The 24,277-nt window shown below is 68.9% G+C and carries 23 protein-coding genes; 9 read left to right on the forward strand and 14 right to left on the reverse strand.

Features of this window, described 5'->3' with window-relative positions:
- Positions 1 to 515 precede the first annotated feature (515 nt).
- Both AB0I38_RS11435 and AB0I38_RS11440 read left to right on the forward strand, forming a co-directional pair.
- Positions 516 to 1,373, forward strand: coding sequence for a helix-turn-helix domain-containing protein (locus AB0I38_RS11435; RefSeq protein ID WP_358465771.1), 858 nt, complete (start codon positions 516 to 518; stop codon positions 1,371 to 1,373).
- Entirely contained in the window at positions 1,370 to 1,651 is a 282-nt protein-coding gene (locus AB0I38_RS11440) for a DUF397 domain-containing protein (RefSeq protein WP_358465773.1), read from the forward strand. Before AB0I38_RS11435 ends, AB0I38_RS11440 begins: the two co-directional genes overlap by 4 nt.
- 75 nt (positions 1,652 to 1,726) lie before the next feature.
- On the opposite strand, the gene AB0I38_RS11445 is transcribed toward AB0I38_RS11440, so the two are convergent.
- From AB0I38_RS11445 to AB0I38_RS11455, 3 genes are all read right to left on the reverse strand, one after another.
- Positions 1,727 to 1,885 carry a hypothetical protein gene (locus AB0I38_RS11445; RefSeq protein WP_358465775.1) on the reverse strand — a complete coding sequence of 53 codons (159 nt, stop codon included), beginning with the start codon at positions 1,883 to 1,885 and terminating at the stop codon, positions 1,727 to 1,729.
- 275 nt (positions 1,886 to 2,160) lie between these two features.
- On the reverse strand, positions 2,161 to 2,343 hold the full coding sequence (locus tag AB0I38_RS11450; protein WP_358465777.1) for a zinc ribbon domain-containing protein: 183 nt from the start codon (positions 2,341 to 2,343) through the stop codon (positions 2,161 to 2,163).
- 41 nt (positions 2,344 to 2,384) lie between these two features.
- Positions 2,385 to 2,768 carry a hypothetical protein gene (locus AB0I38_RS11455; protein ID WP_358465779.1) on the reverse strand — a complete coding sequence of 128 codons (384 nt, stop codon included), beginning with the start codon at positions 2,766 to 2,768 and terminating at the stop codon, positions 2,385 to 2,387.
- 392 nt (positions 2,769 to 3,160) lie between these two features.
- On the opposite strand from AB0I38_RS11455, the gene AB0I38_RS11460 reads away from it, so the two are divergent.
- Complete coding sequence (locus AB0I38_RS11460) at positions 3,161 to 4,342, forward strand: DUF418 domain-containing protein (protein WP_358465781.1); 1,182 nt, start codon at positions 3,161 to 3,163, stop codon at positions 4,340 to 4,342.
- A gap of 58 nt (positions 4,343 to 4,400) precedes the next feature.
- Complete coding sequence (locus AB0I38_RS11465; RefSeq protein WP_358465783.1) at positions 4,401 to 6,515, forward strand: hypothetical protein; 2,115 nt, start codon at positions 4,401 to 4,403, stop codon at positions 6,513 to 6,515.
- 182 nt (positions 6,516 to 6,697) lie between these two features.
- Here the strand turns inward: AB0I38_RS11465 and AB0I38_RS11470 are convergent, their stop codons facing one another.
- The 8 genes from AB0I38_RS11470 to AB0I38_RS11505 form a co-directional block, all read right to left on the reverse strand.
- Positions 6,698 to 7,462, reverse strand: coding sequence for a transposase (locus AB0I38_RS11470; RefSeq protein ID WP_358465959.1), 765 nt, complete (start codon positions 7,460 to 7,462; stop codon positions 6,698 to 6,700).
- Positions 7,392 to 7,736 (reverse strand): IS110 family transposase, encoded by a 345-nt coding sequence (locus tag AB0I38_RS11475; RefSeq protein WP_358465785.1) that lies wholly within the window; start codon positions 7,734 to 7,736, stop codon positions 7,392 to 7,394. Before AB0I38_RS11475 ends, AB0I38_RS11470 begins: the two co-directional genes overlap by 71 nt.
- Before the next feature lie 343 nt (positions 7,737 to 8,079).
- A complete protein-coding gene (locus AB0I38_RS11480) occupies positions 8,080 to 8,532 on the reverse strand; it encodes a DUF6941 family protein (RefSeq protein WP_358465787.1) in 453 nt (150 codons plus the stop codon).
- Entirely contained in the window at positions 8,532 to 8,936 is a 405-nt protein-coding gene (locus AB0I38_RS11485; RefSeq protein ID WP_358465789.1) for a hypothetical protein, read from the reverse strand. The genes AB0I38_RS11480 and AB0I38_RS11485 overlap by 1 nt, the downstream gene beginning before the upstream one ends.
- A gap of 33 nt (positions 8,937 to 8,969) precedes the next feature.
- Entirely contained in the window at positions 8,970 to 9,254 is a 285-nt protein-coding gene (locus tag AB0I38_RS11490; protein WP_358465791.1) for a hypothetical protein, read from the reverse strand.
- An 85-nt stretch (positions 9,255 to 9,339) separates the two neighbouring features.
- A complete protein-coding gene (guaA, locus tag AB0I38_RS11495) occupies positions 9,340 to 10,887 on the reverse strand; it encodes a glutamine-hydrolyzing GMP synthase (protein WP_358465793.1) in 1,548 nt (515 codons plus the stop codon).
- A 73-nt stretch (positions 10,888 to 10,960) separates the two neighbouring features.
- Complete coding sequence (locus AB0I38_RS11500; RefSeq protein ID WP_358465795.1) at positions 10,961 to 11,791, reverse strand: SDR family NAD(P)-dependent oxidoreductase; 831 nt, start codon at positions 11,789 to 11,791, stop codon at positions 10,961 to 10,963.
- 77 nt (positions 11,792 to 11,868) lie between these two features.
- A complete protein-coding gene (locus AB0I38_RS11505; protein ID WP_358465797.1) occupies positions 11,869 to 13,227 on the reverse strand; it encodes a pyridoxal phosphate-dependent decarboxylase family protein in 1,359 nt (452 codons plus the stop codon).
- A gap of 61 nt (positions 13,228 to 13,288) precedes the next feature.
- On the opposite strand from AB0I38_RS11505, the gene AB0I38_RS11510 reads away from it, so the two are divergent.
- Genes AB0I38_RS11510 through AB0I38_RS11520 form a run of 3 tightly spaced genes read left to right on the forward strand, consistent with a single transcriptional unit; the run spans position 13,289 to position 15,434 of the window.
- On the forward strand, positions 13,289 to 13,765 hold the full coding sequence (locus tag AB0I38_RS11510; RefSeq protein WP_358465799.1) for an Lrp/AsnC family transcriptional regulator: 477 nt from the start codon (positions 13,289 to 13,291) through the stop codon (positions 13,763 to 13,765).
- Between the two features lie 11 nt (positions 13,766 to 13,776).
- Entirely contained in the window at positions 13,777 to 14,520 is a 744-nt protein-coding gene (locus AB0I38_RS11515; RefSeq protein WP_358465801.1) for an N-acetyltransferase, read from the forward strand.
- A gap of 50 nt (positions 14,521 to 14,570) precedes the next feature.
- Complete coding sequence (locus AB0I38_RS11520) at positions 14,571 to 15,434, forward strand: SDR family oxidoreductase (RefSeq protein ID WP_358465803.1); 864 nt, start codon at positions 14,571 to 14,573, stop codon at positions 15,432 to 15,434.
- Positions 15,435 to 15,450: 16 nt separating this feature from the next.
- On the opposite strand, the gene AB0I38_RS11525 is transcribed toward AB0I38_RS11520, so the two are convergent.
- Positions 15,451 to 16,461 (reverse strand): PLP-dependent cysteine synthase family protein, encoded by a 1,011-nt coding sequence (locus tag AB0I38_RS11525; RefSeq protein WP_358465805.1) that lies wholly within the window; start codon positions 16,459 to 16,461, stop codon positions 15,451 to 15,453.
- Positions 16,462 to 17,545: 1,084 nt separating this feature from the next.
- On the opposite strand from AB0I38_RS11525, the gene tgmC reads away from it, so the two are divergent.
- A complete protein-coding gene (gene tgmC / locus AB0I38_RS11530) occupies positions 17,546 to 18,691 on the forward strand; it encodes an ATP-grasp peptide maturase system methyltransferase (protein WP_358465807.1) in 1,146 nt (381 codons plus the stop codon).
- Between the two features lie 119 nt (positions 18,692 to 18,810).
- Here tgmC and AB0I38_RS11535 read toward each other — a convergent pair whose 3' ends face one another.
- Together AB0I38_RS11535 and AB0I38_RS11540 are read right to left on the reverse strand one after the other, a co-directional pair.
- Positions 18,811 to 20,490: a GMC family oxidoreductase gene (locus tag AB0I38_RS11535; protein WP_358465809.1), complete on the reverse strand. Its 1,680-nt coding sequence runs from the start codon at positions 20,488 to 20,490 to the stop codon at positions 18,811 to 18,813.
- Entirely contained in the window at positions 20,487 to 21,992 is a 1,506-nt protein-coding gene (locus AB0I38_RS11540) for a succinic semialdehyde dehydrogenase (protein WP_358465811.1), read from the reverse strand. The genes AB0I38_RS11535 and AB0I38_RS11540 overlap by 4 nt, the downstream gene beginning before the upstream one ends.
- A 73-nt stretch (positions 21,993 to 22,065) precedes the next feature.
- Here AB0I38_RS11540 and AB0I38_RS11545 point away from each other — a divergent pair, with 73 nt between their 5' ends.
- Positions 22,066 to 24,249, forward strand: a complete 2,184-nt coding sequence (locus AB0I38_RS11545; protein WP_358465813.1) for a serine/threonine protein kinase — start codon at positions 22,066 to 22,068, stop codon at positions 24,247 to 24,249.
- Positions 24,250 to 24,277 lie beyond the last annotated feature (28 nt).

Genomic DNA, 24,277 nt, shown 5'->3' on the forward strand with positions numbered 1-24,277 from the left:
TCCACCCGCCGGTCCCTCCCGCGCCCTCACGTGAACACCCACCGCTCGCCACGCAGCGAAGCCCGTACGAGCAACGGCCCCGACGCCCGCTGGACCGAGACGCACGGCTCATCACGCCGCGGCAACTGCACCGAAACAGCCAGACCGCGCCTCTTCAGAGCCCAGGCGAGTTGAGACAAGTAGAGAAACTGCACCTGTTCGGGAGTCGGCGAGGTCGGCCCCTGTTGCCGGTCGCCTTGCCGTCGCGTGCGTCGCATCGATCCAGCCACCCTTCACGTGCGGAGACGATCAGCAGGCCAGGAGGCTGCACAAACGCACACTGCACGTGGTGCGGATCAAAATCCGTCTGCACCCTTCGCAGCACGCTGAGCTGGCCAGAGAAAGCTATGCCGGTTCAAGCATTACCCCTCACAGAGTGTGCTTTGATGACTACTCTTAGTGCAAGCAAGTTCACAGAATGCACCTGGTTCAGTTCTGCATCCAAGATCCATCAGCATCCCCGCACCGGAGGCGACATGACAGCTCAGCGCAGCCCCTCAGCACGCCAGCGCCGCCTGGCCGCCATCTTGCGCAGCCTGCGCAAAGAGAAGGGCATGTCCCGCGACGCGGTCGCCGAGCGGCTGGGATGTTCGGCACCGACCATCACCCGCATCGAGGCGGCTCTGGTCGGCGCCCGCATCTCCGACGTGACCATGCTGCTGGAGATCTACGAGGTGCCGGCCCACACCAGGGAAATCCTGCTCCAACTGGCCCGCGACGCACGGAAACGCGGCTGGTGGGACAAGATGTCCGACACGATCCCCGAGTACTTCCAGAGCTACGTGGGTCTCGAAGAGGACGCCTCGTCCATCTGCGGCTACGAGACCGAGTACGTGCCTGGCCTCTTTCAGACGGAGGAGTACGCCCGAGCCGTCATGGGCGCGGAGCCGACTCTCGCTCCGGATGAGGAACTCACCCAGAGCCTCTCGATTCGCATGAAGCGCCAAGAGCTGCTGACGTCAGCAACGCCACCCGAGATGTGGATGGTTCTGAACGAAGCGGTCATTCGACGCGAAGTGGGAGGAAAAGACGTCATGCAGCGTCAATTGCGCCACCTTCTTCACCTGTCGCAACAGAACCCCATCAACATCCAAGTCCTCGTCTTCGACAGCGGTGCCCATCCGGCCATGAACGGCGGGTTCAGCATCCTGAAGTTCCCCAAGCCGTCCGATCCAGATGTCGTGTACGTCGAGTATTGGAGGGGAAGTATCTACCTGGAAGCCCCTAATGACGTAAATGCCTACAATCGGCTATTCGATCACCTACGGGCACGAGCACTGGGACCTGATGCGACCCGAAGCCTGATCGAACAGGCAGCAGGAGGTACATCGTGAACAGCGGGCAAGATGAGAACCGCGAGCGGATCGATCATGTGGCATGGCGGAAGTCCAGCCTCTCCAACGGAACGGGTGGAAATTGTGTCGAGGTGGCCCTGCTGGACGGCGACCTCGACGCTTGGGCAGCGGGAGCCGCTCACAAGGCCGATGATGGGCCGTTGATCGCTCTACGTGATTCCAAAGACCCCGATGGCCCCAGGCTCTACTTCACTCGTAGTGAGTTCGCGGCTTTTCGACACGGGCTTGTCGCAGGAGAGTTCGACGACCTCGTATAAGGATGAATGATCAGATCTGCAGGTCAGCGCATAGATTGAGATCGACGCCTTTCCGACAGACGACCGGGAACGGTCTCAGTCCTGCTCGACCGCTGTACCGATCTGCGATAGAGGTGGCATAGGACCGGCGGCGGGATGGAAAGGCTGCACGAGGTCGAAAAGCAGATCGAGGTCCGGCGGTTCGGTGCCTGGCGGGACCGTCCAGCCCCACTCGCGCTCGGCGACGATCCACACGTCCTGCAGACTTGGATAGAGACTGGAAAGACCGAGCTCGGCTGGAGAAGCGGGCAGCTTCGCCGCAAGTCGTGGTTCCGGTTCCAGTACACGTCCATCGTGAACACGTTGTAGCCACCTGGGCGTTTCCCAGCTCCAGGCAGCGACCCGAGTACGGTTACGCTGCCCGCTCTTGGCGTAGTCGTCGGGGCCTTACCACGACCGTCAGCTTCTCAGCCCTGAAGGGCTGAGCTTGCAGCTCCTCGCCGTCGGTGGCTTCGACGGTCTGGTCCGCGTCAGGCAGCGTGACTTACTGCCCAGCTCGTAACACCGCGCGCGGCGATGTTACGAGCTGCGTTGACGTCAACGTGCTCAGCGAAGCCGCACGACGTACAGGCGAAGCGTGCCTGGCCGGGCCGGTTTTCTTGTCCACATGCCCGCAAGCCGAGCAGGCTTGCGAGGTGCAGGCCGGGTCCCACGGGGTTGCTGGGACGGTTCGCGCCTCCGAGTGCCGGCCCTGCTACCCGTTGCAGTAGACGCCGCTGGGTGCCTTGGCCTTCTGGCTGGTCTGGACGACTCCGCCGACGGTGACCTTCAGGCGTAGCTTCGCGCCTCTGACGCCTTCACCGACCGCCACGATGGCGCAGGTGCCGCGCTTGACCTTGAAGGTCTTGCTGTAGGGCAGACGGACCGTGACGACCTTGGTCGCGCGCTCCACCTTCGCGCCGTTGTCCAGATCTTTGACCTTGACCACGGCTTGGCCGGTGAAGATCTTGCCCACTTTGGGCCCCGACAGGCGCGTGAGGGAGAAGACAGCCTTTTTTTCCGCCTGGTGGGTGGCGGCGCTCGCCGGCACCGCCGTGACCATCACGGCTGCGGCCAGCAACATGGGGATGAGTTTCATGTGGGGAAATCTAGGGCTACCAGGTTGCGTGAGCCGTATAACACGCCGTATATGGCTCTTTATCAGGCTTTCTTCCCCGAAGTGGACATGGGCTTTCGTATCCTCAGCCCACTACGTAGATGCACGAGGCCAGCGAAAAGATGAGGGAATACGGCCGGTGGCCCCCTCGCCGCTCATTCCAGCGCGGGCGCGGCGACCCTGTGTCTAGGTACACCCCGGTGTGCAGTTGAGCGCATTCCGGGCGTGGTATCTCGTCCGTAGCGTTCGAAGTCCACGTTCCCTCCCGTCGATCAGGGGCGCCCCAGCGCACGGGAGGTGACGAAGGAGGAGGGACGCATGACACGTTTCGGCAGCCGCTCTTCGCAGGGGTCGCGTCTTCGGAGGGATGAGCCTTGAGCGCGCCGATCCAGGCGCCTTCGCCGGTCGGCCCGCCGGGCACCGCCACGCGGGCGCTCGCCCCGGACCTCGCTCGGGGCGGGATGCTGCTGGCCATCGCGTTCGCGCACGCGCCGCTGTTCGTGGTCGCCGTCGACCGGGGCCCGGCCTGGGCCAACGAGGTCGCCGGTTTCTTCCACCTGCTCTTCGTCAACAACCATGCGCGGCCGATGTTCGCCTTCCTGTTCGGCTACGCGCTGGTGCAGTTGCTGCACCGGCAGACGCAGCGGGGCGGCGACTGGCCGGCCGTCCGCAAGCTGCTGCGCCGACGGGGATGGTGGCTGGTGGTGATCGGCTTCGCGCACGTGGCGGTGCTGGTCCCCATCGATGTTCTCGCCGTGTACGGGCTCAGCGCCGTCCTGCTCGTCGGTCTGCTGCGGGCCAAGGACTCGACGCTGCTGTGGACGGCGGGGCTGACTCTGGTGCCCGCCACCCTGCTGGTGGGGTCGGGGATGTGGTACCCGCTGTCGCAGGGCATCTCGACGTACGCCGCGGGCGGCATCGCCGCTGGGACGAGCGGTCTGTGGGAGATGTTCGTCGGCCGGGTGGCGTTCTGGCCCTTCAGCCTGGTCGCGGGCGTCATCATGGTCGTTCCGGGGGTGATCTTCGGCATGTGGGCGGCGCGGCGGCGCGTCCTGGACGAGCCCGAGCGGCATCGGACGTTCCTGGTGCGCGCCACGGCGATCACCATGGTCGTGTCGCTCGCCGGCGCCCTTCCCGCCGGACTCATCCAGGCAGGAGTGTGGGCCGAGCCGTCGCAGGCCGCGCTGTGGATGGCGGCCCTCGCCCAGCCGCTCACCGGATACCTCGGCGGCATCGGGATGGCCGGGGCCATCGGGTTGATCGCCCTCGTGGCCGCGCGGCGGCGCGGTCGCCTGACCGTCGCCGTCGAAGCGCTCGGTCAGCGCTCGATGAGCCTTTATCTGTTCCAGTCGGTCGTGTTCGTCGTGGTCTTCGGCCCGTACGGATTCGGGCTGCAGGACGATCTCGGACTCGCGGGCGCCACGGGGGTGGCAGCGGCGACCTGGCTGTCGTCACTGGTGATCGCCGATCTGATGCGGCGCGCCGGTCACCGGGGCCCGGCGGAGATCCTGCTGCGCCGCCTCGCCTACCGCCACTTTCCTTCCGGCGGAACATGATGATCAAGTGCCGGAAAACCCACAGCATACCGGGCTGTTCCCCTTATAAGGTGCGCTCGTGGACAATCTGGAGAGCCTCGTCATCGCCCGCCGGTTACGCGTTCCCATCGGCGGCGCCCCTGCCGGCTCCACGCCGGGTTGGGGAGAGGTGGCCGCTCGCCAACTCGACGCGGCGCTGTTGAGCGTCGGGTTCACCTGCTCACAGGCTTTGCTCGAACGCCTGTCGCGGCTACACGGCGAGACCGTGGTGGATCTCGGCATCCGGATCCTGGCCGCCGTCCGCGCTCTGGTCGGCGACCATGTCGAGCACAACGCCTACTTCATCGACTTTCCCAAGAACGTCCCCGACACCATGGAATTCTGGGCGGGGCTGGTGCGTGAGACCCTGCTCGACCCCGTCACAGCCGACCGTGTCCAGCCTGCGACGCTCAATCTGCTGACGCTGCCGGGCTATGGCCGTTATCAGCACACCTTCGCCGACCTGCTGGCCGCGCACGCCGAGTTGGTTCCGCTGGCCGGAGACCAGGTGAGCGTGCTGGCGCTGGGTGGGAGCCTGGAGTCGGAGACACGTGAGCTCTACTTCTCGCTGGCGGGCTCAGAAGTGCCGCTGGCTGAGGAGGATCTGGCCGCCTTGCGCATCCTGGCATCGTTCTGCGCCGATGAACCGGAGCGCATCCCGGTACGCGAGAACCGCGCTGTCGTCAATGAAGTACGGCTGGCCGCCGGCCGGCCGCTGCTCGTGGACACGGTGACCGACGTGTTGCGGCTGGCCTGTGGCCTGTCCGGCGGCGACGTCACGCTGGCCACGCCGTCCAGGTTCCGCTCGTTCCGCCGTCCCGAGCGCCGCGCCCTCCTCCAGGCTCTGGACGAGGTCGCCACCCCGGCCAAGCTCGGCGACGTTCCGCGCCACCGGGAGCGGTGGAAGCGCCTCGGCGAGCGACTGCATCCCCACGAGTACCCGAGCTTCCCGCGTGCCGCCGAGGTTTTCGAGGTGGCAAGAGGCGCGCGCGCGACTGCCGGTTTCGACAGCCGTGTCGAGGCCGCTCTCGCCTCGGGCCGTACGGCCGATGCGGTCGCGCTGCTGGAGAACGCGCCGGGCGCCCTGCTGCGACGCCTCGACCACCTGCTGCGGACCGGGACGTCCGTGCCGGTGGTGCTGGACGCCGCGGAGAAAGCCGCGGCGAGAGCCTCCGGTCGTGTCCTGCTGTCGCTGCGCGAGCACCTGCAGAACCGGCTTGCCCCCGTCGCCGGCCGCGTCTTCACCAACCGGTACGGCCGGGCATGGGCGAGCCCCGACTCCCGCCCCCCGCTTGGCGCGGAGACTCTGTCGCTGACGATGGCCATCCTGGACGAGGAGATCACCCGCCGCCTGCCCGATCCCGGCAAGCTGATCGTCGATCCTGACATGCTCGACGTCGCCCTGCCTCTGTCGGGCAAGGCCGTCGTGCCTGGGCTCGGCATGCTGCCCCGGGGGTCGCTGTCACCTGTGAACGGCGAGTTGCTGCGGTTCGTGGTCTACTGGCGTCAGGCTGAACGGAGCACCGACTACGACCTGTCCGCGCTCATGCTGGACGCTTCCTACGGCGACCCTGAGCAGATCTCGTGGACGAACTACGGCAACGACTTCGCCGAATACTCCGGCGATCTCACCGACGCCACCAACGGCGCGTCGGAGTTCATCAACATCCGGCTCGCGGACGCCACCCGGCCGATCATCATCCCGCAAGTCAACATCTACGCCGGGGAGTCATTCAACGAGGCCGCCGAAGCGTTCTTCGGCTACATGACCAGGGACACCGAGCAGAAGGGCCGGCCGTTCGAGCCGCGCACGGTGCGCATGAAGTCCGACCTGCGCGGATCTGGCCGGATCGCTCTGCCGCTGGTCTTCCTGCGCGGCGACGACGGCACCTGGCGGGCGAAATGGCTGCATCTCTACTTGAAGGGGTATCCATCCTTCAACCGGGTCGAAGGTAACCACGTCACCGCTTCCCTGCTGGTGCGCTCGATCGTCGAACGCGACCACCTGCGCGTCGGCTACCTGGCGGACCTGCTCCGCGCGAAGGGCTCGTCGGCTGAGCACACCACCTACATCGGGCTGCAGCCGGCCACCGACCTGCCGCCGGGATCACGGATCTACACGCCCGGAACACTGCACGAGCTGATCCCCGCCTGATACGCTGAAGATCACGAGGCCATGGGAGGGCTTCCTTCTCCCTCTTTGGAAAAGATACTAGCCTTCCCGCTTTCCTCGTTCTCTGGTCGTGAGGCCATTCGGGAGCTTCCTTCTCACCTGGTTCGAATCCAGGGAGGCTCCCATGGGGCCTACTGGCCTATCCAGCTCCCGAGCCTTCCTCACTACCAAGGCGACCCACGAAGTCGGCCCTCGGTGACCGTTGGACGATACCTCCTTGGACCGGCCGTCTTGGGTGCGTCGCTGCATGTAGGCGCGGGTGCGGGGTCCCAGCGCAGGCGGCAGAGGACAACCCGGTAGAGGGCGGCGTTGGCCTGGCGGTCACCGCCGCGGTTGAGACGGTGGCCGTTGGTTCTGCCGGAGGAGGCCGGGATGGGGGCGACGCCGCAGAGCATGGCGAAGGCGGCCTCGGAGCGGAGCCGGTCGTGGTTCTCGCCGGCGGTGATCAGCAGCTGGGCGGCCACCTCGGTGCCGACCCCGAAAGCGGCGGCCAGGCGGGGGTTGATGGCCTCCACCAAGGGCTGCAGCAGCTCGTTCAGGTCGGCGATTTCGGCGGACAGGTGCTGATGGCGGCGGGCCAGGGAGCGCAGCGCGAGCCGGGTGGCGGTGGCGGGTGTGGCGGCGTCGTCGCGGTCGCAACGTAGGTCGGCACAGGCGGCGATCAGTTTCGGAGCGGTCAGCCCACGCAGGCGTTCACGCAGGTCATCGGGGGCGGTAACGAGCAGCGCCTTGATCTGGCGCTGCACATCGGCGCGCTGATCGACCGCCGAGCGGCGGGCCAGGCGCAGGTTGCGCAGCGCCTCGATACGGCCATCACGCTGCTTGGGGACGCCGGTCCGGTGGCCGGCCAAGGCCGTCTTAGCGGCGGCGATGGCGTCGATCGGGTCGGACTTGCCCTGGAAGCGGCGGGTCTTGCGGTCGGGGCCGATCCACCTCTGCCACGCAGACGTCCCGCTCGCGCAGCAGCCGGGCCAGGCCCGCACCGTACGCGCCGGTGCCCTCCACGCCGACCCGCACCAACTGCCCGAAACCCCGCATCCACGCCAGCAGCGCGACATATCCGGCTGCGGTGGCCGGGAACCGCTCGCTGCCCAGCACCCGCCCGACCATGTCGATGACGGCTGCGGTGTGCGTGTCTCGGTGAGTGTCGACGCCACCGGCGATCTCCATGATCTCCAGCCGGTGCGGTGCAATGGAGGGCATCGTCGTCCTGTTCGTCGTGACCGGGCAGGGCGGCACGCACCAGCCCGGCGACGGACAAGACAGTGATGGGGCCTCTGGCCAGGCTCCTATGAAGTCACCACGCCACGTCCAGTGAGTGCACAAGAGCGTCTCCCGCCGAGGCCGACAGATCCCGTTCAGGACTCAAGGTCAGTCAGAGGCTGGGTCAACCCCCGGCCGGAGGCGCTCTCCTACATCATCACTGTCAGAGGCCGCCACCCTGGAGGTCCGGACCTCGTGCTGCGGGTGGGGTGCCGTTGGCTGTGCCGTACAGGATGAACAGTCAGCCCCAGCAGCTATTGAAACGGCCTTGCGATGTCCGCGCTCAGACCTCCACCGACGATCGCGGAGTTTCCCTGACAGCAAAGGCTACGGAGGACAAAAGATCGCCGTTCGTTCTGACTTCCCAGACGTAACGTCGGCCATGTTCCAGCGGGAACTGCGGCACCGTGACAGCGAAGCTGTTATGCACATCGACAAGTTTGGTGACTGCGTCTATGTCGACTGCGGACTCGTTGAGCTGAACGGTACCGCCATACTCGACCGGGCGTTCCTCCCCTGGTTGTCCCACGTGAATCGGGGTGCCCATGTCGTCCACGAGACGCAGCGTGAAGGAGCGTCCTTCGGCGGCCTCCTCCCAGCTCAGGCGGATGAACAAAGCTACTGCGGTCTGCGTCGGCCTGGCATCCTTGACCGACCAGTCACCACCGAGGATGTTGATCTTCCCGCTTGTGGTGTCATGTTGAGCCGCGTCGCACAGCACAATGAAGGCTTCCATCACGCGCTCGTCCGCCGCGAGATGCGTCCGAAGCCAAGACATGGTTTCTGCCGTTGAGTGCCACCGACGGTCACCTTTAGCAGGCCGGACGCATGGCCGCTGATCGAAAGCAGACCGGGCAGTGCCGTGGCCGTCGTTTCTGGGAGCCGGTATACACTCGCGCGAATCAGCACCTCGGGATCGATCCAGCCGTTCAGGCGATCATCCACTAGTCGCTCGGCGTCAGAGAGACTTTGTCCTTGCTCTCGTAGGCGCCGTAGCTGCGGGGATGTGGCAGTCCAGCTTCCGTCGACGTTCTCACGGTAGGCAATCTCGACCGTGCGCTGGGGCCGCACCGGACGCTGCGCTGTTCCTCGCTGAGCCAAGCGGTCAGCAGCCTGCTCGTATGTCAGTTCGTCACCCACGTCTGTCATCATGCCCAGATTCCCTTCCAACGCCTATGACTTAACGTAGGCAGTACGAAGGACGAAGGTACCCTCATCGGGATCATTCGGGTTCAGCGGATCCAGGTATGCCACGAACGGCCGGCCAGACCCGAACACAGCTTTCGCCTCAACGCGTTCACCGTGTTCATCATCGTCGACCCACTCCGCTACAACGTCCATCCCATAGATCAGGGCCTCACGCACATCGTCGCCGGTACAATCGTGTTTCTTACGGATCTTCTCCTCCTTTTCCGGAGGGATGATGATCTCGGCGAAGTAGACCCGTGCCACGGTCACGGAGTCTCCCAGATGGGGAACACGCTCGTCCGCCCAACGGCCCACCAGCTACCCAAACGGTTTGTCTCGCCCTACCTGCGGAGTCCTACTCCCACTCGATGGTGCCCGGGGGCTTGCTGGTGACGTCGAGGACGACGCGGTTGACGTCGCGGACCTCGTTGGTGATGCGGGTGGAGATGCGGGAGAGCACGTCGTACGGCACGCGCGACCAGTCGGCCGTCATGGCGTCCTCGGACGACACCGGGCGCAGCACCACCGGGTGGCCGTAGGTGCGGCCGTCGCCCTGGACGCCGACAGAACGCACGTCGGCCAGAAGCACCACCGGGCACTGCCAGATCTCGCGGTCGAGCCCGGCCCGCGACAGCTCCTCACGGGCGATGGCGTCGGCCTCGCGCAGCAGGTCGAGCCGCTCACGGGTGACCTCGCCGATGATGCGGATGCCGAGACCGGGGCCGGGAAACGGCTGGCGCCAGACCATGGCGCTCGGCAGGCCCAACTCCTCGCCGGCCCGCCGGACCTCGTCCTTGAACAGCGTGCGCAGCGGCTCGACCAGGGTGAACTGGAGGTCGTCGGGCAGGCCGCCGACGTTGTGGTGGGACTTGATGTTGGCGGTGCCGGTGCCGCCGCCCGACTCGACCACGTCGGGGTAGAGGGTGCCCTGGACGAGGAAGTCGACCGGGCCGTCGGCCATGATCGCGCGCTGCTCGTCCTCGAAGACGCGGATGAACTCGCGTCCGATGATCTTGCGCTTCTCCTCCGGGTCGGTCACGCCGTCGAGCGCCTTCAGGAAGCGGTCGGCGGCGTCGACGACCCGGAGCTTGACGCCGGTGGCGGCCACGAAGTCGCGTTCGACCTGCTCGGCCTCGCCCTTGCGCAGCAGCCCGTGGTCGACGAAGACGCAGGTCAGCCGGTCGCCGATGGCGCGCTGCACGATCGCGGCGGCCACGGCGGAGTCGACGCCGCCGGACAGCGCGCAGATCGCCCGGCCGTCGCCGACCTGGCGGCGGACCGCCTCGACGGACTCTTCGACGATGTTGAGCATGGTCCAGGTGGGGCGGCAGCCCGCCGCGTCGAGGAAGTGCCTGAGCACCGCCTGGCCGTGCTCGGAGTGGAGCACCTCGGGGTGGAACTGCACGCCGTAGAGGCCGCGCCGGGGGTGCTCGAAGGCGGCGACCGGCGTCTCGCGGGTCGAGGCGGTCACCGCGAACCCCTCGGGGGCGGCGGCGACGCTGTCGCCGTGGGACATCCAGACCTTCTGTGCCGTGGGCAGCCCGGCGAAGATCACGCCTTCCTGGAGCACGTCGAGCTCGGTGCCGCCGTATTCGGCGACGCCCGTGCGGGCCACCTCGCCGCCCAGCGCCTGGGCCATCGCCTGGAAGCCGTAGCAGATGCCGAACGTGGGCACCCCGGTCTCGAACAGGCCGGCCGGGACGGCGGGGGCGTTGTCGGCGTAGACCGAGGAGGGGCCGCCGGACAGGATGATCGCCTTGGGCCGCTTGGCCAGCATCTCCTCGACCGGCATCGTGGAGGGCACGATCTCGGAGTAGACGTGGCACTCGCGCACCCGCCTGGCGATCAACTGCGCGTACTGCGCGCCGAAGTCGACCACGAGCACTGTGTCGAAATCAGACACCGAGAGATACCCCCATAAAGGCGAATGCGGTGTCTCCAGTGTATCGGCAGCACCCGTCCCACCTGGCCAGGTGTCATTCGTAGTCGGGCAGCGGGGGGATCCCGCCCGTGAGCAGGGCGTCGGTCTGTCTGCGCAGCCCTGTGCCGTAGTCGGGGTGGGTCAGCAGCAGGAAGCGTTCCTCGTGGATGGCCTCGACGACCAGGCCGGCGACCCGCTCAGGTTCGATGCCGCGCTCGACCAGGGAGTCGAGCCGATCCTGCGTCTCCAGGCCGTCGGAGCCGCGCGCGATGGACAGGGCCGCTGGGCGAACCTGTTCGGAGTGGTTGATCCTGGTCCGCACCCCACCCGGGCACAGGGCGGTGACGCGCAGCCTGGACCCGACGGCGGCCAGATCCTGGGCGAGCGACTGCGTGGCCGCGAACGCCGCGTACTTGCTGACCGCGTATCCACCCGCCGACGGGGCGCCGAGCAGGCCGGCCACGGACACGGTGTTGACGATGTGGCCCTCGGTGTCCTGCTCGATCATCCGCGGGACGAATGCCTGGATGCCGTGCAGCACCCCCCACAGGTTGACGCCCAGCAGCCAGCTGAAGTCCTCGGGGGTGCGGGTCCACAGGTGCCCGCTCTGGAAGACGCCCGCGTTGTTGCAGAGCACGTGGACCGCGCCGAGCTCGCCGAAGGCCCGGTCGGCCAGGTGGTGCACGGACGCCTCGTCGGACACGTCGGTGATCTGGGTGAGCGCCTTGCCGTTGCCCGCCAGCTCGGCGGTCTCGGCCAGCCCACCCGGATCGACGTCGGCGAGCATCAGCGACATGCCCTCGGCGGCGAGGCGCACGGCCAACGCCCTCCCGATGCCGCTCGCCGCCCCCGTCACCACCGCGACCTTGCTGGACAGTTCTCGCACCGGAACCCTCCCCTACCCGCTCGTCTCGAACGTACAGGATCGGGCAGATCCGTCCATAAGGTCGGCAAAATCCGGATTCAGTACGTCGCCACGGCGGCGATCTCGTCGAGCAGGGCCTCCAGGGTCTTGTCGTCCGTCGCGGGGGCCATGACCGTGACGCGCAGGTGGCGGGTGCCGTTCAGTTCGGTGGAGGTGAGGTGGAAGGTGCCGTCGAGCAGGAGGCGCTCGCGGATCGCGGCCTGGTCCACGTCGCCGTACCTGAAGCAGACGATGTTGCTCTCGGGCTCGTACGGCAGATCGAAGCCGGGTCGCTGGGCGGCGAGCTCCCAGAAGCGGTGGGCCGTGGCGTACTGGCGGGCCACGTAGTCGCCGAGGCCGCGCTCGCCGCGCCAGGCGAGGTTCAGGAAGATCTTGAGACCCAGCTCGGCCTTGGTGCACTCGACGGCGCGGCCGATCAGGTCGAAGCCTTGGTCGCCGTAGAAGAGGTAGCTGGCCGCCTGGCGGAAGGCGGCGTCCAGGTCGCCCTCCTCGCGCACGAGCACGGCGGCGGCGAGGGAGGAGGTGCGGAGCATCTTGTGGGCGTCCCAGATGACCGAGTCGGCCTGGCCGATGCCGTCGAGCAGGTGCCGGTGCCGGTCGCTGAGCAGGGCCGAGGCGCCGTGCGCGCCGTCCACGTGGAACCAGACGCCGCGCTCGCGGCACCACGCGCCGAGGGTGCGCAGGTCGTCGTGGAGCCCGGTGCCCGTGGCGCAGGCGGACGCGACCAGCGCCATCACCCTTTTCCCCGAAATCTCGGGCAGGCGGCTGACGTCGATCCGGCCGAGCGCGTCCGTCTCCAGCGGCACCAGCGAGCGCTGTCCCAGCCCCAGGATCGACGCCGCGCGTGACACCGAGTAGTGCGCCGAGGGCGGCGCGAGGATCACCAGGTCGCCCGGCACGCCGTTCTCCCACGCGTCGGGTGCCACCCGCGCCCGCGCGGCCAGCAGCGCCGTCAGGTTCGCCAGCGACCCGCCGTGCGTCAGCACGCCGCCGCCGGCCGGGAGGCCCACCTTGGCCAGCATCCACCTGAGCACCTCGAACTCGACCGTGGCCGCCGACGCGCCCATCTCGTAGATGGCCATCGGGTTGTTCGTGGCGCCGTGGATGAAATCGGCCAGTGCCGCCGGGAAGTCCGGCGACGCGCTCTGGTGTCCCAGGTAGGCGGGATGGTGGAGCCTGGTGCCCTCCGCGAGGAACGTCCGTAGAAACTCCTGGTACGTCCCGGGGGTCATCCCGCCGTCCCGGATCAGGTCCCGCAGCCCGAGCCGCTCGGCCAGCTCCCGGGGCGACTCGCGCCTGATCACGGGCACGGCGCCGCGCTGGCTTTCGTCGACGTACGCCGCCAGCTCGCGGACGGTGATGTCCGCCGCCTCGGTGAACTCCTCGATGTTCCACATACTCCGAAATAGTGGTCACTTCATCGAGGCAGGGCTAGCGTCACCGAAGGAAAGGGTGACAATGACGCATAACACCGAACTGGATTCGATCGACCTGGCCATTCTGGCGGAGCTGCAGAACGACGCCCGGCTGCCCAACAAGGATCTCGCCGACCGCCTCGGCGTGGCGCCCTCGACGGCCCTGGAACGCGTCCGCTCGCTGCGCCGCCGGGGCGTCATCACCGGGTTCCGCGCGTGGGTCGAGCCGGCCAAGCTCGGCCGGCCGTTGCAGGCGCTGCTCGCCCTGCGCGTACGCCCGCACACCAGCCGGCTCGTGGACCCGCTGCGGACGTTCGTGCTCGGCCTGCCGGAGACGATCACCCTGTTCCACGTCGCCGGCACCGAGGACTTCCTGGTGCACGTGGCCGTGACCGACGCCGACCACCTGCACCGGCTGGCGCTGGAGAAGTTCCTGATCCGGCCGGAGATCGTCCATCTGCAGACCACGCTGATCTTCAGAACCGAGCACCAGCCCGTCCAACGGCCATCCGAAATGTAACAATGATCCGCATGTCCCTCCGGATCACGACGCTCGCCGAACGTCCCGAACTCGCCGCCTCGCTCTGGACGATGGACAGCGCGTGGCCCGAGTTCATGCTCAAGGACCCCATCGCCGACCTCTTCTACGAGATCGCCGACTCGGCCTACGCCGGCTACGTGCTGGTGGCCGACGATGACGCCGAGCCGGGGCGGCTGGTGGCGCGCGCCTGCATGATCCCGTACGCGCCGAAGGGCTCCGAGCTGCCCGACGACGGCTGGGACGCGGTGATCCGCCGGGGCTGGCTGGCCCGCGAGACGGCCGCCGAGACCTCCGCCGTCTCCGCCCTGGAGATCACCGTCCGCCGCGACCTGCTGGGGTCGGGGGTGTCGCCTCGCATGCTGGGCGCGATGCGCGACCACGCGGCCGCGATGGGATTCGCCGAGCTGGTGGCGCCCGTCCGGCCCAACCAGAAGCACCTCGAACCGCACACCCCCATGACCGAGTACGCCTTCCGCACGCGTACGGACGGGCTGCCGTCCGACGCCTGGCTGCGGGTGCACGTACGGGCCGGCGGGAAGATCGTCAAGGTGGCGCCCCGGTCGATGGTGGTCGCGGGCACACTCGACGAGTGGCGCGCGTGGACCGGCCTGCCGTTCGACCGCACCGGCACGATCGAGGTGCCCGGAGCGCTCGGCCCGGTGCACTGCGACGTGGCCCACGATCACGCGGTCTATGTCGAGCCGAACGTCTGGGTCAGCCACCCGCTGCGCTGACCGGACACGCGTCACGTTAGGCATGCGGACCTGCGGGCAAGCGCCCCTGTATGCCAGAAACACCGAACACCACACCGCCAGGACAGAGCCAGCCATATCCGGGACGCAGCGGCGAGATGGCGCCAGAGCCACGCGACGAGATGCGTGACTACGAGGGCAGGGGCCTGCTGGGCGGCAAGCGGGCGTTGATCACCGGCGGTGACTCCGGCATCGGCCGGGCGGTCGCCGTCGCCTTCGCCAAGGAGGGGGCCGACGTCGCGATCGCCTACCTCAGCGAGCACGAGGACGCCAACCACACCAAGAAGCTCGTGGAGCAGGCCGGGCGGAGCTGTGTGCTGCTCCCCGGCGACCTGGCCGACCGCGACCACTGCGCGTCGGTCGTCGAGCAGGCGGTCGGCGAGCTGGGCGGCCTCGACGTCGTGGTGAACAACGTGGCCTACCAGGCGCCGGTCGACTCCCTGGAGGAGCTGACCGACGAGCAGTGGGAGCACACGTTCGCGGTGAACATCCACAGCTACTACCGGGTCACCAAGGCCGCCCTGCCGCACCTGCGTGAGGGCAGCGCGATCATCAACACCTCGTCCGTGAACGGGCTGCGCGGCAACAAGACGCTGCTCGACTACTCCGCCACCAAGGGGGCGATCAACGCCTTCACCTACGCGATGGCACAGAACCTCGTCGAAAAGGGCATCCGGGTCAACGCGGTGGCCCCCGGACCGGTCTGGACGCCGTTGATCCCGGCGACGTTCCCCGAGGAGAAGGTCGAGAAGTTCGGCGAGCAGGTGCCGATGAAGCGGGCCGCCGACCCCGACGAGATCGCGCCGTCCTACGTCTTCTTCGCCGCCGAGCGGCTGTCGTCGTACTACACCGGCGAGGTCCTCGCCCCCATCGGCGGCGAAACCCTCCCGGGCTGAACGTCGCTCCGGCTGATCAGCTCGTACGGCGGAGCAGCTCCTGCTCGTGGGCCCGCACATCGAGCCCCTTCGCGGCAGCCCACGCGTCATCGTGATAAGTCGCCAGATGTCGTGGATGCGCGTCGCCGAGCACGGACACCACCGTGCCGTGCCGACCCTCGGCGCGCATCCGTTCGACCAGCTCCAGCGCGGCCCAGAGCGCGCTGCCCGACGAGCCGCCCACGGGCAGCCCGGTGACCTCGCGAACGCGCCGGGCGGCGGCGACGGAGGCCGCGTCGGGCACCGGTATCACCAGGTCGACCAGGTCTGGGCGGAAGCCGGGCTCCACGCGCGGCCTGCCGATCCCCTCGATGCGTGACGGCATGCCCGTGGCGTAGTCGGCCACGTCCAGCGTCCACCCAGGGAAGTACGCCGAGTTCTCGGGATCGGCCACCGCCACCCGCGTCCGGTCCACGCTTCCTGGCTCTGAACCCGCGCCCAGAGGGGCGACGAGGGCACGGGCCCGGCGGCCGAGGGTCGCCGAGGTGGCTCCGGTGCCGGCCCCCACCACCACCCAGTCCGGGCGTACCTGGGCGAACAGCTCGTCAGCCAGGTCGTGCTCGACCGCTCGCCCGAACTGGTCGAGGAAGTGCCCTTCGATCTTCCGCGCCGCGTCATAGATCGCCAGTGGCGGGGTCACGAACCGGCACTCGCCGCCCAACTCCTCCACCGGCCGCGCCCGCTCCTCACCGCGCGCACCAGGCATGACCACGATGTACGGCAGGCCGAGCCGTCTGGCGAACCACGCCTGCGCCACGGCGGCGTTGCCACCGGTGGCCTCCACCACGGTCGTCCCCTCGGTCACCAGCCCGTCGAGGACGGCCCGCCGGAACAACGCCCTGGCATGCCGGTGCCGCAGGCTCCCGGTCGGATGCGCGGACTCGTCCTTGAGCAGCAGCCTGACGCCGGGCGCCGCCACGGGAAACTCGACCAGAGGCGTCGGCGCCCCCGCGTCTAGCAGGTCCAGCGCGTGCACGTCCCAGCCCATCCGATCACCCTTTCACGCCCTTGAGGTGCCCGCGCTCGGCGAGGCCAGAAGCACTGATGGTGGATGTGCGTACTTTTGCTGGAAAAGGCCGTCATGAGTGTGCATTTGTCAGCAGAGCAGAACAACCTTCTGGTCAACCATGGAGACGTCGGCCGATGACAACAACGTCCTCGTCACCCGTGAGAGCGGGGGTGCGATCCGGGTGTCCGACTCGGTGACGATCGTCCCGGGAGACGGTTGCCTGCCGGTCGCCGGTGATCCCACCACGATCCGGTGCTGGCCGGGGCAGGGACACCGTGTCGGGTGACGCCGGCAACGACGTGATCGACGTCCAGGACGGCCAGGCCGAGAACTCCGTCCGCTGCGACGGCGGCACCGCCGACAGGGCGATCGCCGACCGAGTCGCCGTGGATACGGTCAACGCCGACTCGAGACCATCACCCGCGCCGCCTGAGCGCGTACCAGCGGTGAACCCGGTTGAACGGGGCCCGACCGGACACACCCAGGGGCCGGCCTATTCATGGCCGGCCCCTTTCAACGCAAGCCCGGCAAGTCACCATCTCGCCTTCCGATTCCCCGGCGGCCACGTCAACCGGTGGGCCATCCTGTCCGTCAACCGAAGAAAGAAGGAAACACCAGGCCATCGAGTTCGGCGTGCGGGACTTCCGCGCGAGCGGACGGGGTGAATGCGGTCCTGGTGATCAGCAGGGTGCGCTCTCGCCAACCTCGCTGGGGAAAGGACGTTCTTGACATCCTCCCGGCTCTGAAGAACCGGGATTCCAACCGTCGCCGGTTGGGCTTCCTGCTTCACCGCCGGTCGCCCGCCCGAGAGAGGACTCTCGTTGAGGTCTTACACCGGCTCCACAGGCGTTTCACCTCTCCGCAAGCCCTGCGGCGAGGATGCTTCTGATCATTCGTCCGATGGCTTGGTCATCGCCACCGTCGAACACACTACCGAACCGTACGGTGTCGTGCGGCGTTTCGACGGCGGTCCGCCTGGCGGCGGATCGCCTGCCCCTGCCCTGCTCCGCAGGGGTCCGATTCCTCCCCCCTCCTGAAGGCGGGGTCTCCTCGGAGGTTCCCGATGACCGACCGGAGGGCTGGACTGGCCGAGCGACTCGTCTCGGGTGGTCACCTGCACAATCCGCAATGGCGGGCCGCGGTCGAGCACGTGTCCCGCGAGATCTTCCTCGGCGACGCGATCTTCCGGCGGCTGAACGGTCCGAACGGCACGCGGTGGGAGCCGGTGCGTCGCCACGAAGTGGGCGACGAGGAGTGGCTGCGGATGGCCGACTCCGACGAATCCTGGGTCACCCAGGTGGACGGTGTCATGGCCGAGGCCGCGACCGAAACAATGGGCGGGAGCCCGACGTGCTCCTCCACGCTGCCCAGCCTCGTCGTGCGGATGCTGGAGGTCGCCGGAGTCGGCGACACCGACTCGGTGCTGGAGATCGGCACGGGGACGGGCTACTCCACCGCTCTCCTGTGCCACCGGCTCGGCGAGGTTCGCGTGACCTCGGTCGAGTACGACCGGGCCGTGGCGGCCGGCGCGCGGGCCGCCCTCGCGCGACAGGGATACTCCCCCACCCTCGTGGTGGGTGACGGTCTCGGCGGTCATCCGGAGAACGCCGAGTACGACCATCTGATCGCCACCTGCTCAGTGCGTTACATCCCCGCGCCCTGGCTGTGGCAGGTGCGTGACGGCGGCACCATCACCGCTCCGCTGACGGGCTGGATGTACGGGTCGGCGTTCGCGCACCTCAGGCTCGGCGACGACGGCACCGCCTCCGGCCGGTTCCGCGCCGACGACCTCTCGTTCATGCCGGCCCGCCCGCATCAGCCTCCGCCGCGCTCGCCGTTCTACCTGACGGGCCTCGGGGAGGAGCGCGCGAGCCGGATCGATCCGAACCTGCTCGACGACTCGACCGGCGTGTTCGTCGCCCAGCTCGCCGCGCCTTCGGCCGAGAAGATCGGCGGCGAAGACGAGGTGTTCCTGGTGGACGTGGCCACCGGGTCCCAGGCCACCACGAAGCCGGCCCCGGACGGTGGCTGGAGTGTGCGCCAGCACGGGCCGCTCCGGCTGTGGGACGCCGTCGAGGACGCCATCCTGACCTGGCAGCGCGCGGGATCTCCCCACCAGTCGGCCTTCGGCCTCACCGTGACGCGCGACGGGCGGCAGCGGGTCTGGCTCGGCGAGCCTGACGGGCCGAGCTGGAATCTCCCTGTCTGACCGCTCCACGACGGCGTCCTGCGCGGGATCCGCCCCGGCGGGCGCGCGTACCCGGTCAGGTCTCGACGTCGTACCCGGTCAGGCCGGCGTCGTACGTTGTCAGGTCTCGTCGTACGCGGTCAGGTCGGCGTCGTACGTGGCGTGAGTGTCAGGCGGAGGGCTCCGGGAGCGGCGGCCGGTACCACCGGGTTGCGCGGGGCGACCGGCGAGAGCCGGTCGTAGGCCGAGCCGAGGGGCGGACGCGGATCCGTCTCCCCCACGTTCGGCCAGAAGGACATGGCCCGCTCGGCCTGGGCGGTGATGGTCAGCGACGGGTTGACGCCGAGGTTGGCCGAGACGGCCGAGCCGTCCACGACGTGCAGCCCCTCGTGGCCGTAGAGCCGGTGGTAGGGGTCGATCACGCCGCTGTCCGGAGAGTCGCCGATCGCGCAGCCGCCGAGGAAGTGCGCCGTCGCCGGGATGTCGAACAGGTCCAGCCACGACCCGCCCGGCAGCCCGCCGACCTCCTCGGCCGCGTGCCGTACAGCGTCGTGACCGGCCGGGATCCAGGTGGGGTTGGGCTCGCCGTGGCCGGGCGACGCGTGCAGGCCCCAGCGGGTGCCGCGCACCGTGATCGAGTTGTCCTTGGCCTGCATGACCAGCGCGATGATGGTCCGCTCCGACCAGCGCCGCAGGTTGAGCAGGCGCAGCGCCCGCAGCGGGTGCGCCGCCGCCTCGCGGGCGAAGGCGCGCCACCGCGCCTGGCCGCCGTCGATGAGCAGGGTGCGCAGCAGCCCCATCGCGTTGGAGCCGTCGCCGTAGCGGACCGGCTCGATGTGCGTCTGGGCGTCGGGGTGGATGGAGGAGGTGATGGCGACGCCGGAGTTGAGCTTCTCGCCGTCCACCGAGAGCCGTTCGAAGCCCAGCAGCGCCTCGGAGTTGGTCCTGGTCAGCGTGCCCAGCCGGGCGGAGACGCGGGGCAGCGTGCCGTCGGCGCGCAGCCGGTGCAGCAACCGCTGGGTGCCGTACGTGCCGGCCGCGAAGACGACCTGCTTGGCGGTGAACGTACGGCGCAGCCGCGCGGACCCCGTCTTACGGACGTGCACCCGGTAGCCGCCGGAGGGCAGCGGGCGTACCGAGGTGACGGTGCACTCGGCGTAGACCCGGGCGCCCGCCCGTTCGGCGAGGTAGAGGTAGTTCTTGGTGAGCATGTTCTTGGCGCCGTGGCGGCAGCCGGTCATGCATTCGCCGCACTGCGAGCAGCCGCGCCGCTCGGGGCCGGCGCCGCCGAAGTAGGGGTCGACGCCGTCCTCACCGAAGTAGACGCCGACGGGGGCCAGCCGGAAGGTGTCGGCCACGCCCATCCGGTCGGCGACCTTCCGCATGATCTCGTCGGCCCGGGTGACCGTGGGGTTGGTCACCACGCCCAGCATGCGTTTGGCCTGGTCGTAGTGGGGAGCCAGCTCGGCCTTCCAGTCGGTGATGGACCCCCACTGCGGGTCCTGGAAGAACGGGTCGAGCGGCTCGTACAGGGTGTTGGCGTAGTTGAGCGATCCGCCGCCCACCCCGGCCCCGGCCAGCACCATGACCTTGCTGCCGCGCTCGCCGCGCAGCACGTGGATGCGCTGGATGCCCTTCAGCCCGAGCCAGGGCGCCCACAGGAAGTCGCGCGCGTGCCAGGAGGTGGCGGGCAGCGTGGACTCGTCGAAGCGCCGGCCCGCCTCCAGTACGCCGACCTTGTACCCCTTCTCGGTCAGCCGGAGCGCCGAGACGCTGCCGCCGAACCCGGACCCGATGACGAGCACGTCGAAGTCGCTCATTTGAGGCGGAGCCTCCTCATCGTCTTGAGCGTGACGCTCAGGACGTCGGCCCACGTCTCGTACGACAGGTCGAACGGCGGCTCGAATCCCAGCCAGCTCGCCTGGGAGGCCACGGTCTGCGACTCGGTGTAGCGGAGCAGGCCCTCCGCGCCGTGCCTGCGGCCGATGCCGGACGCCTTCATGCCGCCCATCGGGGCGTCGTAGGAGGCGTAGGCGGAGCCGTACCCCTCGTTGATGTTGACCGTGCCGGCCTTGACGCGGGCGGCGAGCGCGCGGCCGCGGGCGAGGTCGGTGGTCCAGACGGAGGCGTTGAGCCCGTAGACGGTGTCGTTGGCCAGGGCGACGGCCTCGTCGTCGGTGCCGAACGGGTACAGCGCGACCACCGGGCCGAATGTCTCGTTGCGGCACAGCTCCATGTCCTCGGTGACGCCGGTGAGGACCGTGGGCTCGTAGAACAGCGGCCCGAGGTCGGGCCTGGCCTTGCCGCCGGTCAGCAGCGTGGCGCCCTTGTCCAGCGCGTCGTCGACGTGCGCGCTGACCGCGTCGAGCTGGCGCTGGGAGGTGAGCGAGCCCATCTGCACCGACCAGTCGTGGCCCGCGCCCAGCCGCAGGTTGCGCACCTGCCGGGTGAAGCGCTCGGCGAAGGCGTCGAACACGCTCGTGTGCACGTACAGGCGCTCGATCGACAGGCAGAGCTGGCCGGCGCTGGTGAAGCAGGCGCGGATGGCGCCCTGGACGGCGAGGTCCAGGTCGGCGTCGTCGAGGACCAGCATCGGGTTCTTGCCGCCGAGCTCCAGGGAGCAGCCGATGAGCCGCTTGGCCGCCTCCTCGGCGATCTTCCGGCCGCCGCGGGTGGAGCCGGTGAAGGCCACGTAGTCGGCCCCGTCGAGCAGCGCGTCGCCGATCTCGGCGGGCTCGCCCAGCACGACCTGCCAGATCTCGCGCGGCATGCCCAGCTCGGCCAGCAGGTCGATCGTCCACAGCGTGGACAGGGCGGTCTGCGTGTCGGGTTTGTGGACGATCGCGTTGCCGGCCAGGAGCGCGGGGACGGCGTCGGTCACTCCGAGGGAGAGCGGGTAGTTCCACGGCGAGATGAGCGCGACCACGCCCTTGGGCCGGTGCAGCTCGCTGACCCGGGTGGCCACCGGGAGGATGCCCTGGCGCCTGCGCGGGGCGAGCAGGCCGGGGGCGCGGCGGGCGTAGTAGAGGCCGCACCCGGCGACGTCCAGCACCTCCTCGAAGGCGTGCTTGCGGGCCTTGCCGGTCTCGTTCTGGACGATGTCGAGGATCTCGTCGCGCCGGTCGAGCAGCGCGTCGTGGAGGAGGAGGAACGGCCGCGCCCGTTCGGCGGCCGGCCGGGCGGCCCATTCCTCCTGCGCCGCCCTTGCCTTCCGGTAGGCCACGCTCACGTCGTCGGCGGTGGAGAGGGGCATCTGGGCGAGGGGTTCGCCGGTGAACGGCGTGGTGATCTGCTGGGTCACGCCGCTGGACGTCACGTGCATGGCAGAAGGATATTCCGGACGTGCTACTCACGGGTAGTTTTCACCGGGCACAGCATGGGGCGAGAATCCCCTCATGCCTTCCTTCGCGCCGCTCAGACCCGGAGATCCGCCACGCCTGGCCGGCCTCGATCTCCTCGGCAGGCTCGGCGAGGGCGGGCAGGGCGTCGTCTACCTGGCCGAAGACCCCTCCGGCGAGCACGTCGCCGTCAAGTGGCTGCGGGCCGACCAGGCGGCCGACGAAGTGAGCGTCGAGCGGTTCCTGCGCGAGGTGCAGGTGGCTCAGCGGGTGGCGCCGTTCTGCACGGCGGCCGTCCTCGGCACCGGCATCGAGCACCAGCGGCCCTACATCGTCAGTGAGTTCATCGAGGGCCCGTCGCTGCAGCAGGTCGTGCAGCGCGAGGGCCCGCGCACCGGCTCCTCGCTGCACCGTCTGGCCGTCGGCACGGCCACCGCGCTGGCCGCGATCCACCAGGCCGGCATCGTGCACCGCGACTTCAAGCCGGCCAACGTGATCCTCGGCACCGACGGGCCGCGGGTGATCGACTTCGGCATCGCCCGGGCGCTCGACGCCACCTCGACGATCAGCGGCATGCCGGTCGGCACCCCTTCGTACATGCCGCCCGAGCAGATCATGGGACACACCGTCGGGCCGGCCGCCGACCTGTTCTCGTGGGCCGGGACGATCGTGTTCGCCGCGTCCAGCCGGGCGCCGTTCGGCAGCGACACGATGCCCGCGGTGCTCAACCGGGTGCTCAACCAGGATCCCGACGTGGGCGTGCTCGACGGGCCGCTGCGCGACGTGGTGCTCGACTGCCTGGCCAAGGACCCCGCCCGGCGGCCGACGGCCGAGCAGGTGATCATGCGCTTACTGCAGCGCGCCGCGCCCAACCCGGGCATCCTCGCCCAGGCGGCCGCAGCCGCGGCCCCCTCGCCACCACCCCCGACGGCCTTCCCAGGCTCGCCTTCGCCGGACCCGGCAGGTTCACCCCGTCCATGGAGCGCACCGCACGCGGCGGCCTCCTCGCCTCCGATGCCTGCACCGCACCCGATGGCCTCGGCGCCGTCGATGCCGTCCCCGCCTGCGGGATTCCCGGCGCCCGCGAGGTCGCCGATGCCGCCCGGCGCGTTTCCCGGGTCTTCGGCGTCCTTTCCCACGCCCTACCAGCCGGGTTTCCCGCCACCCCGCAAAGGCAAGGGCCCGATCATCATCGGTGTGACGGTGGCCGTCGCGGTGCTCATGCTGGCGGCCGTGGCGGTGGCCGTCTCGCGGCAGCGGACCCCGGTCGCGAGCCTTTCGGCCACGCCGCGAACGACGACGACGCAGCCGCGCCAGACCCCCACTGCGGTGCCGTCCGACCCGGTCAAGCGCAAGCTGCCCGGTGGCGCGATCACGCTCTACGAGCACCCGGCTGACGCCATCGTCCTCACCTCGTACGAGATCTACGACAAGAAGTCCGAGGAGTGGCAGGACTACGCCAGGAAGTCGCTGCGCGGCACGTTCAGCAAGTACGCCGCCAACTGGGAGTCGCTCGTCTCGCCCGACGGCCACCGCCTGGCCAGCAGGGGCCGCACCTATACCTCCGACGACTACGACTCGGTCGTCATCACCGACCGGCGCTCGGGTGCCAGGTCCACCGTCAAGACCGTGCGCGACCCGCTGATCAGCAGCCTGCGTTCCTGGTCCAAGGACGGCTCGAAGCTCCTGCTCAACATCGAGCGGAAGAAGGGCGACGACTGGCTCTACCTGGGCTTCGTCATCGTCGACGTGGCCAAGGCGAAGGCCACCGTGGTCAACGTGGCCGACAGCGCGATCCGTGGTTCCTCCTTCGGCTGGGACGGCGACGAGGAGGGCGTGGTCAACGTCTACGGCAAGGACGAGGGGCTGCGCTTCTTCGACGCCGCGGGTAAGGCCGTCCGCGACGCGCCCGCGGTCGGCACGCCGGCCTCGGGCACGCAGGACCTCTTCTCCCCTTCCGGCAAGCTGTTCGTGACCGACTGCCCGAAGGGCGTCGACGGCCCGCACTGCCTGTGGGACTCCGCCACCGGCGAGCGGGTCCGGGCGTTCTCCTCCGACTGCGACAAGATCCTCGGCTGGTACGACGAGACCCACCTGTTCTGCTGGGAGCAGGACAACGCCACCAACGACGAGGTCCAGGTCGTGGGCTTCGACGGAAAGTTGGTGCGCAAGCTGCTGGAGATCCCCGACGAGCTGGAACTGAGCCCTGTCTTCACCGTCAACCCTGCCGGGGGCTCCTGAACCACCCGGCCGTGAGATCCGTCAATGT

The sequence above is a fragment of the Nonomuraea cavernae genome (assembly GCF_040655715.1).
Taxonomy (GTDB): domain Bacteria; phylum Actinomycetota; class Actinomycetes; order Streptosporangiales; family Streptosporangiaceae; genus Nonomuraea; species Nonomuraea cavernae_A.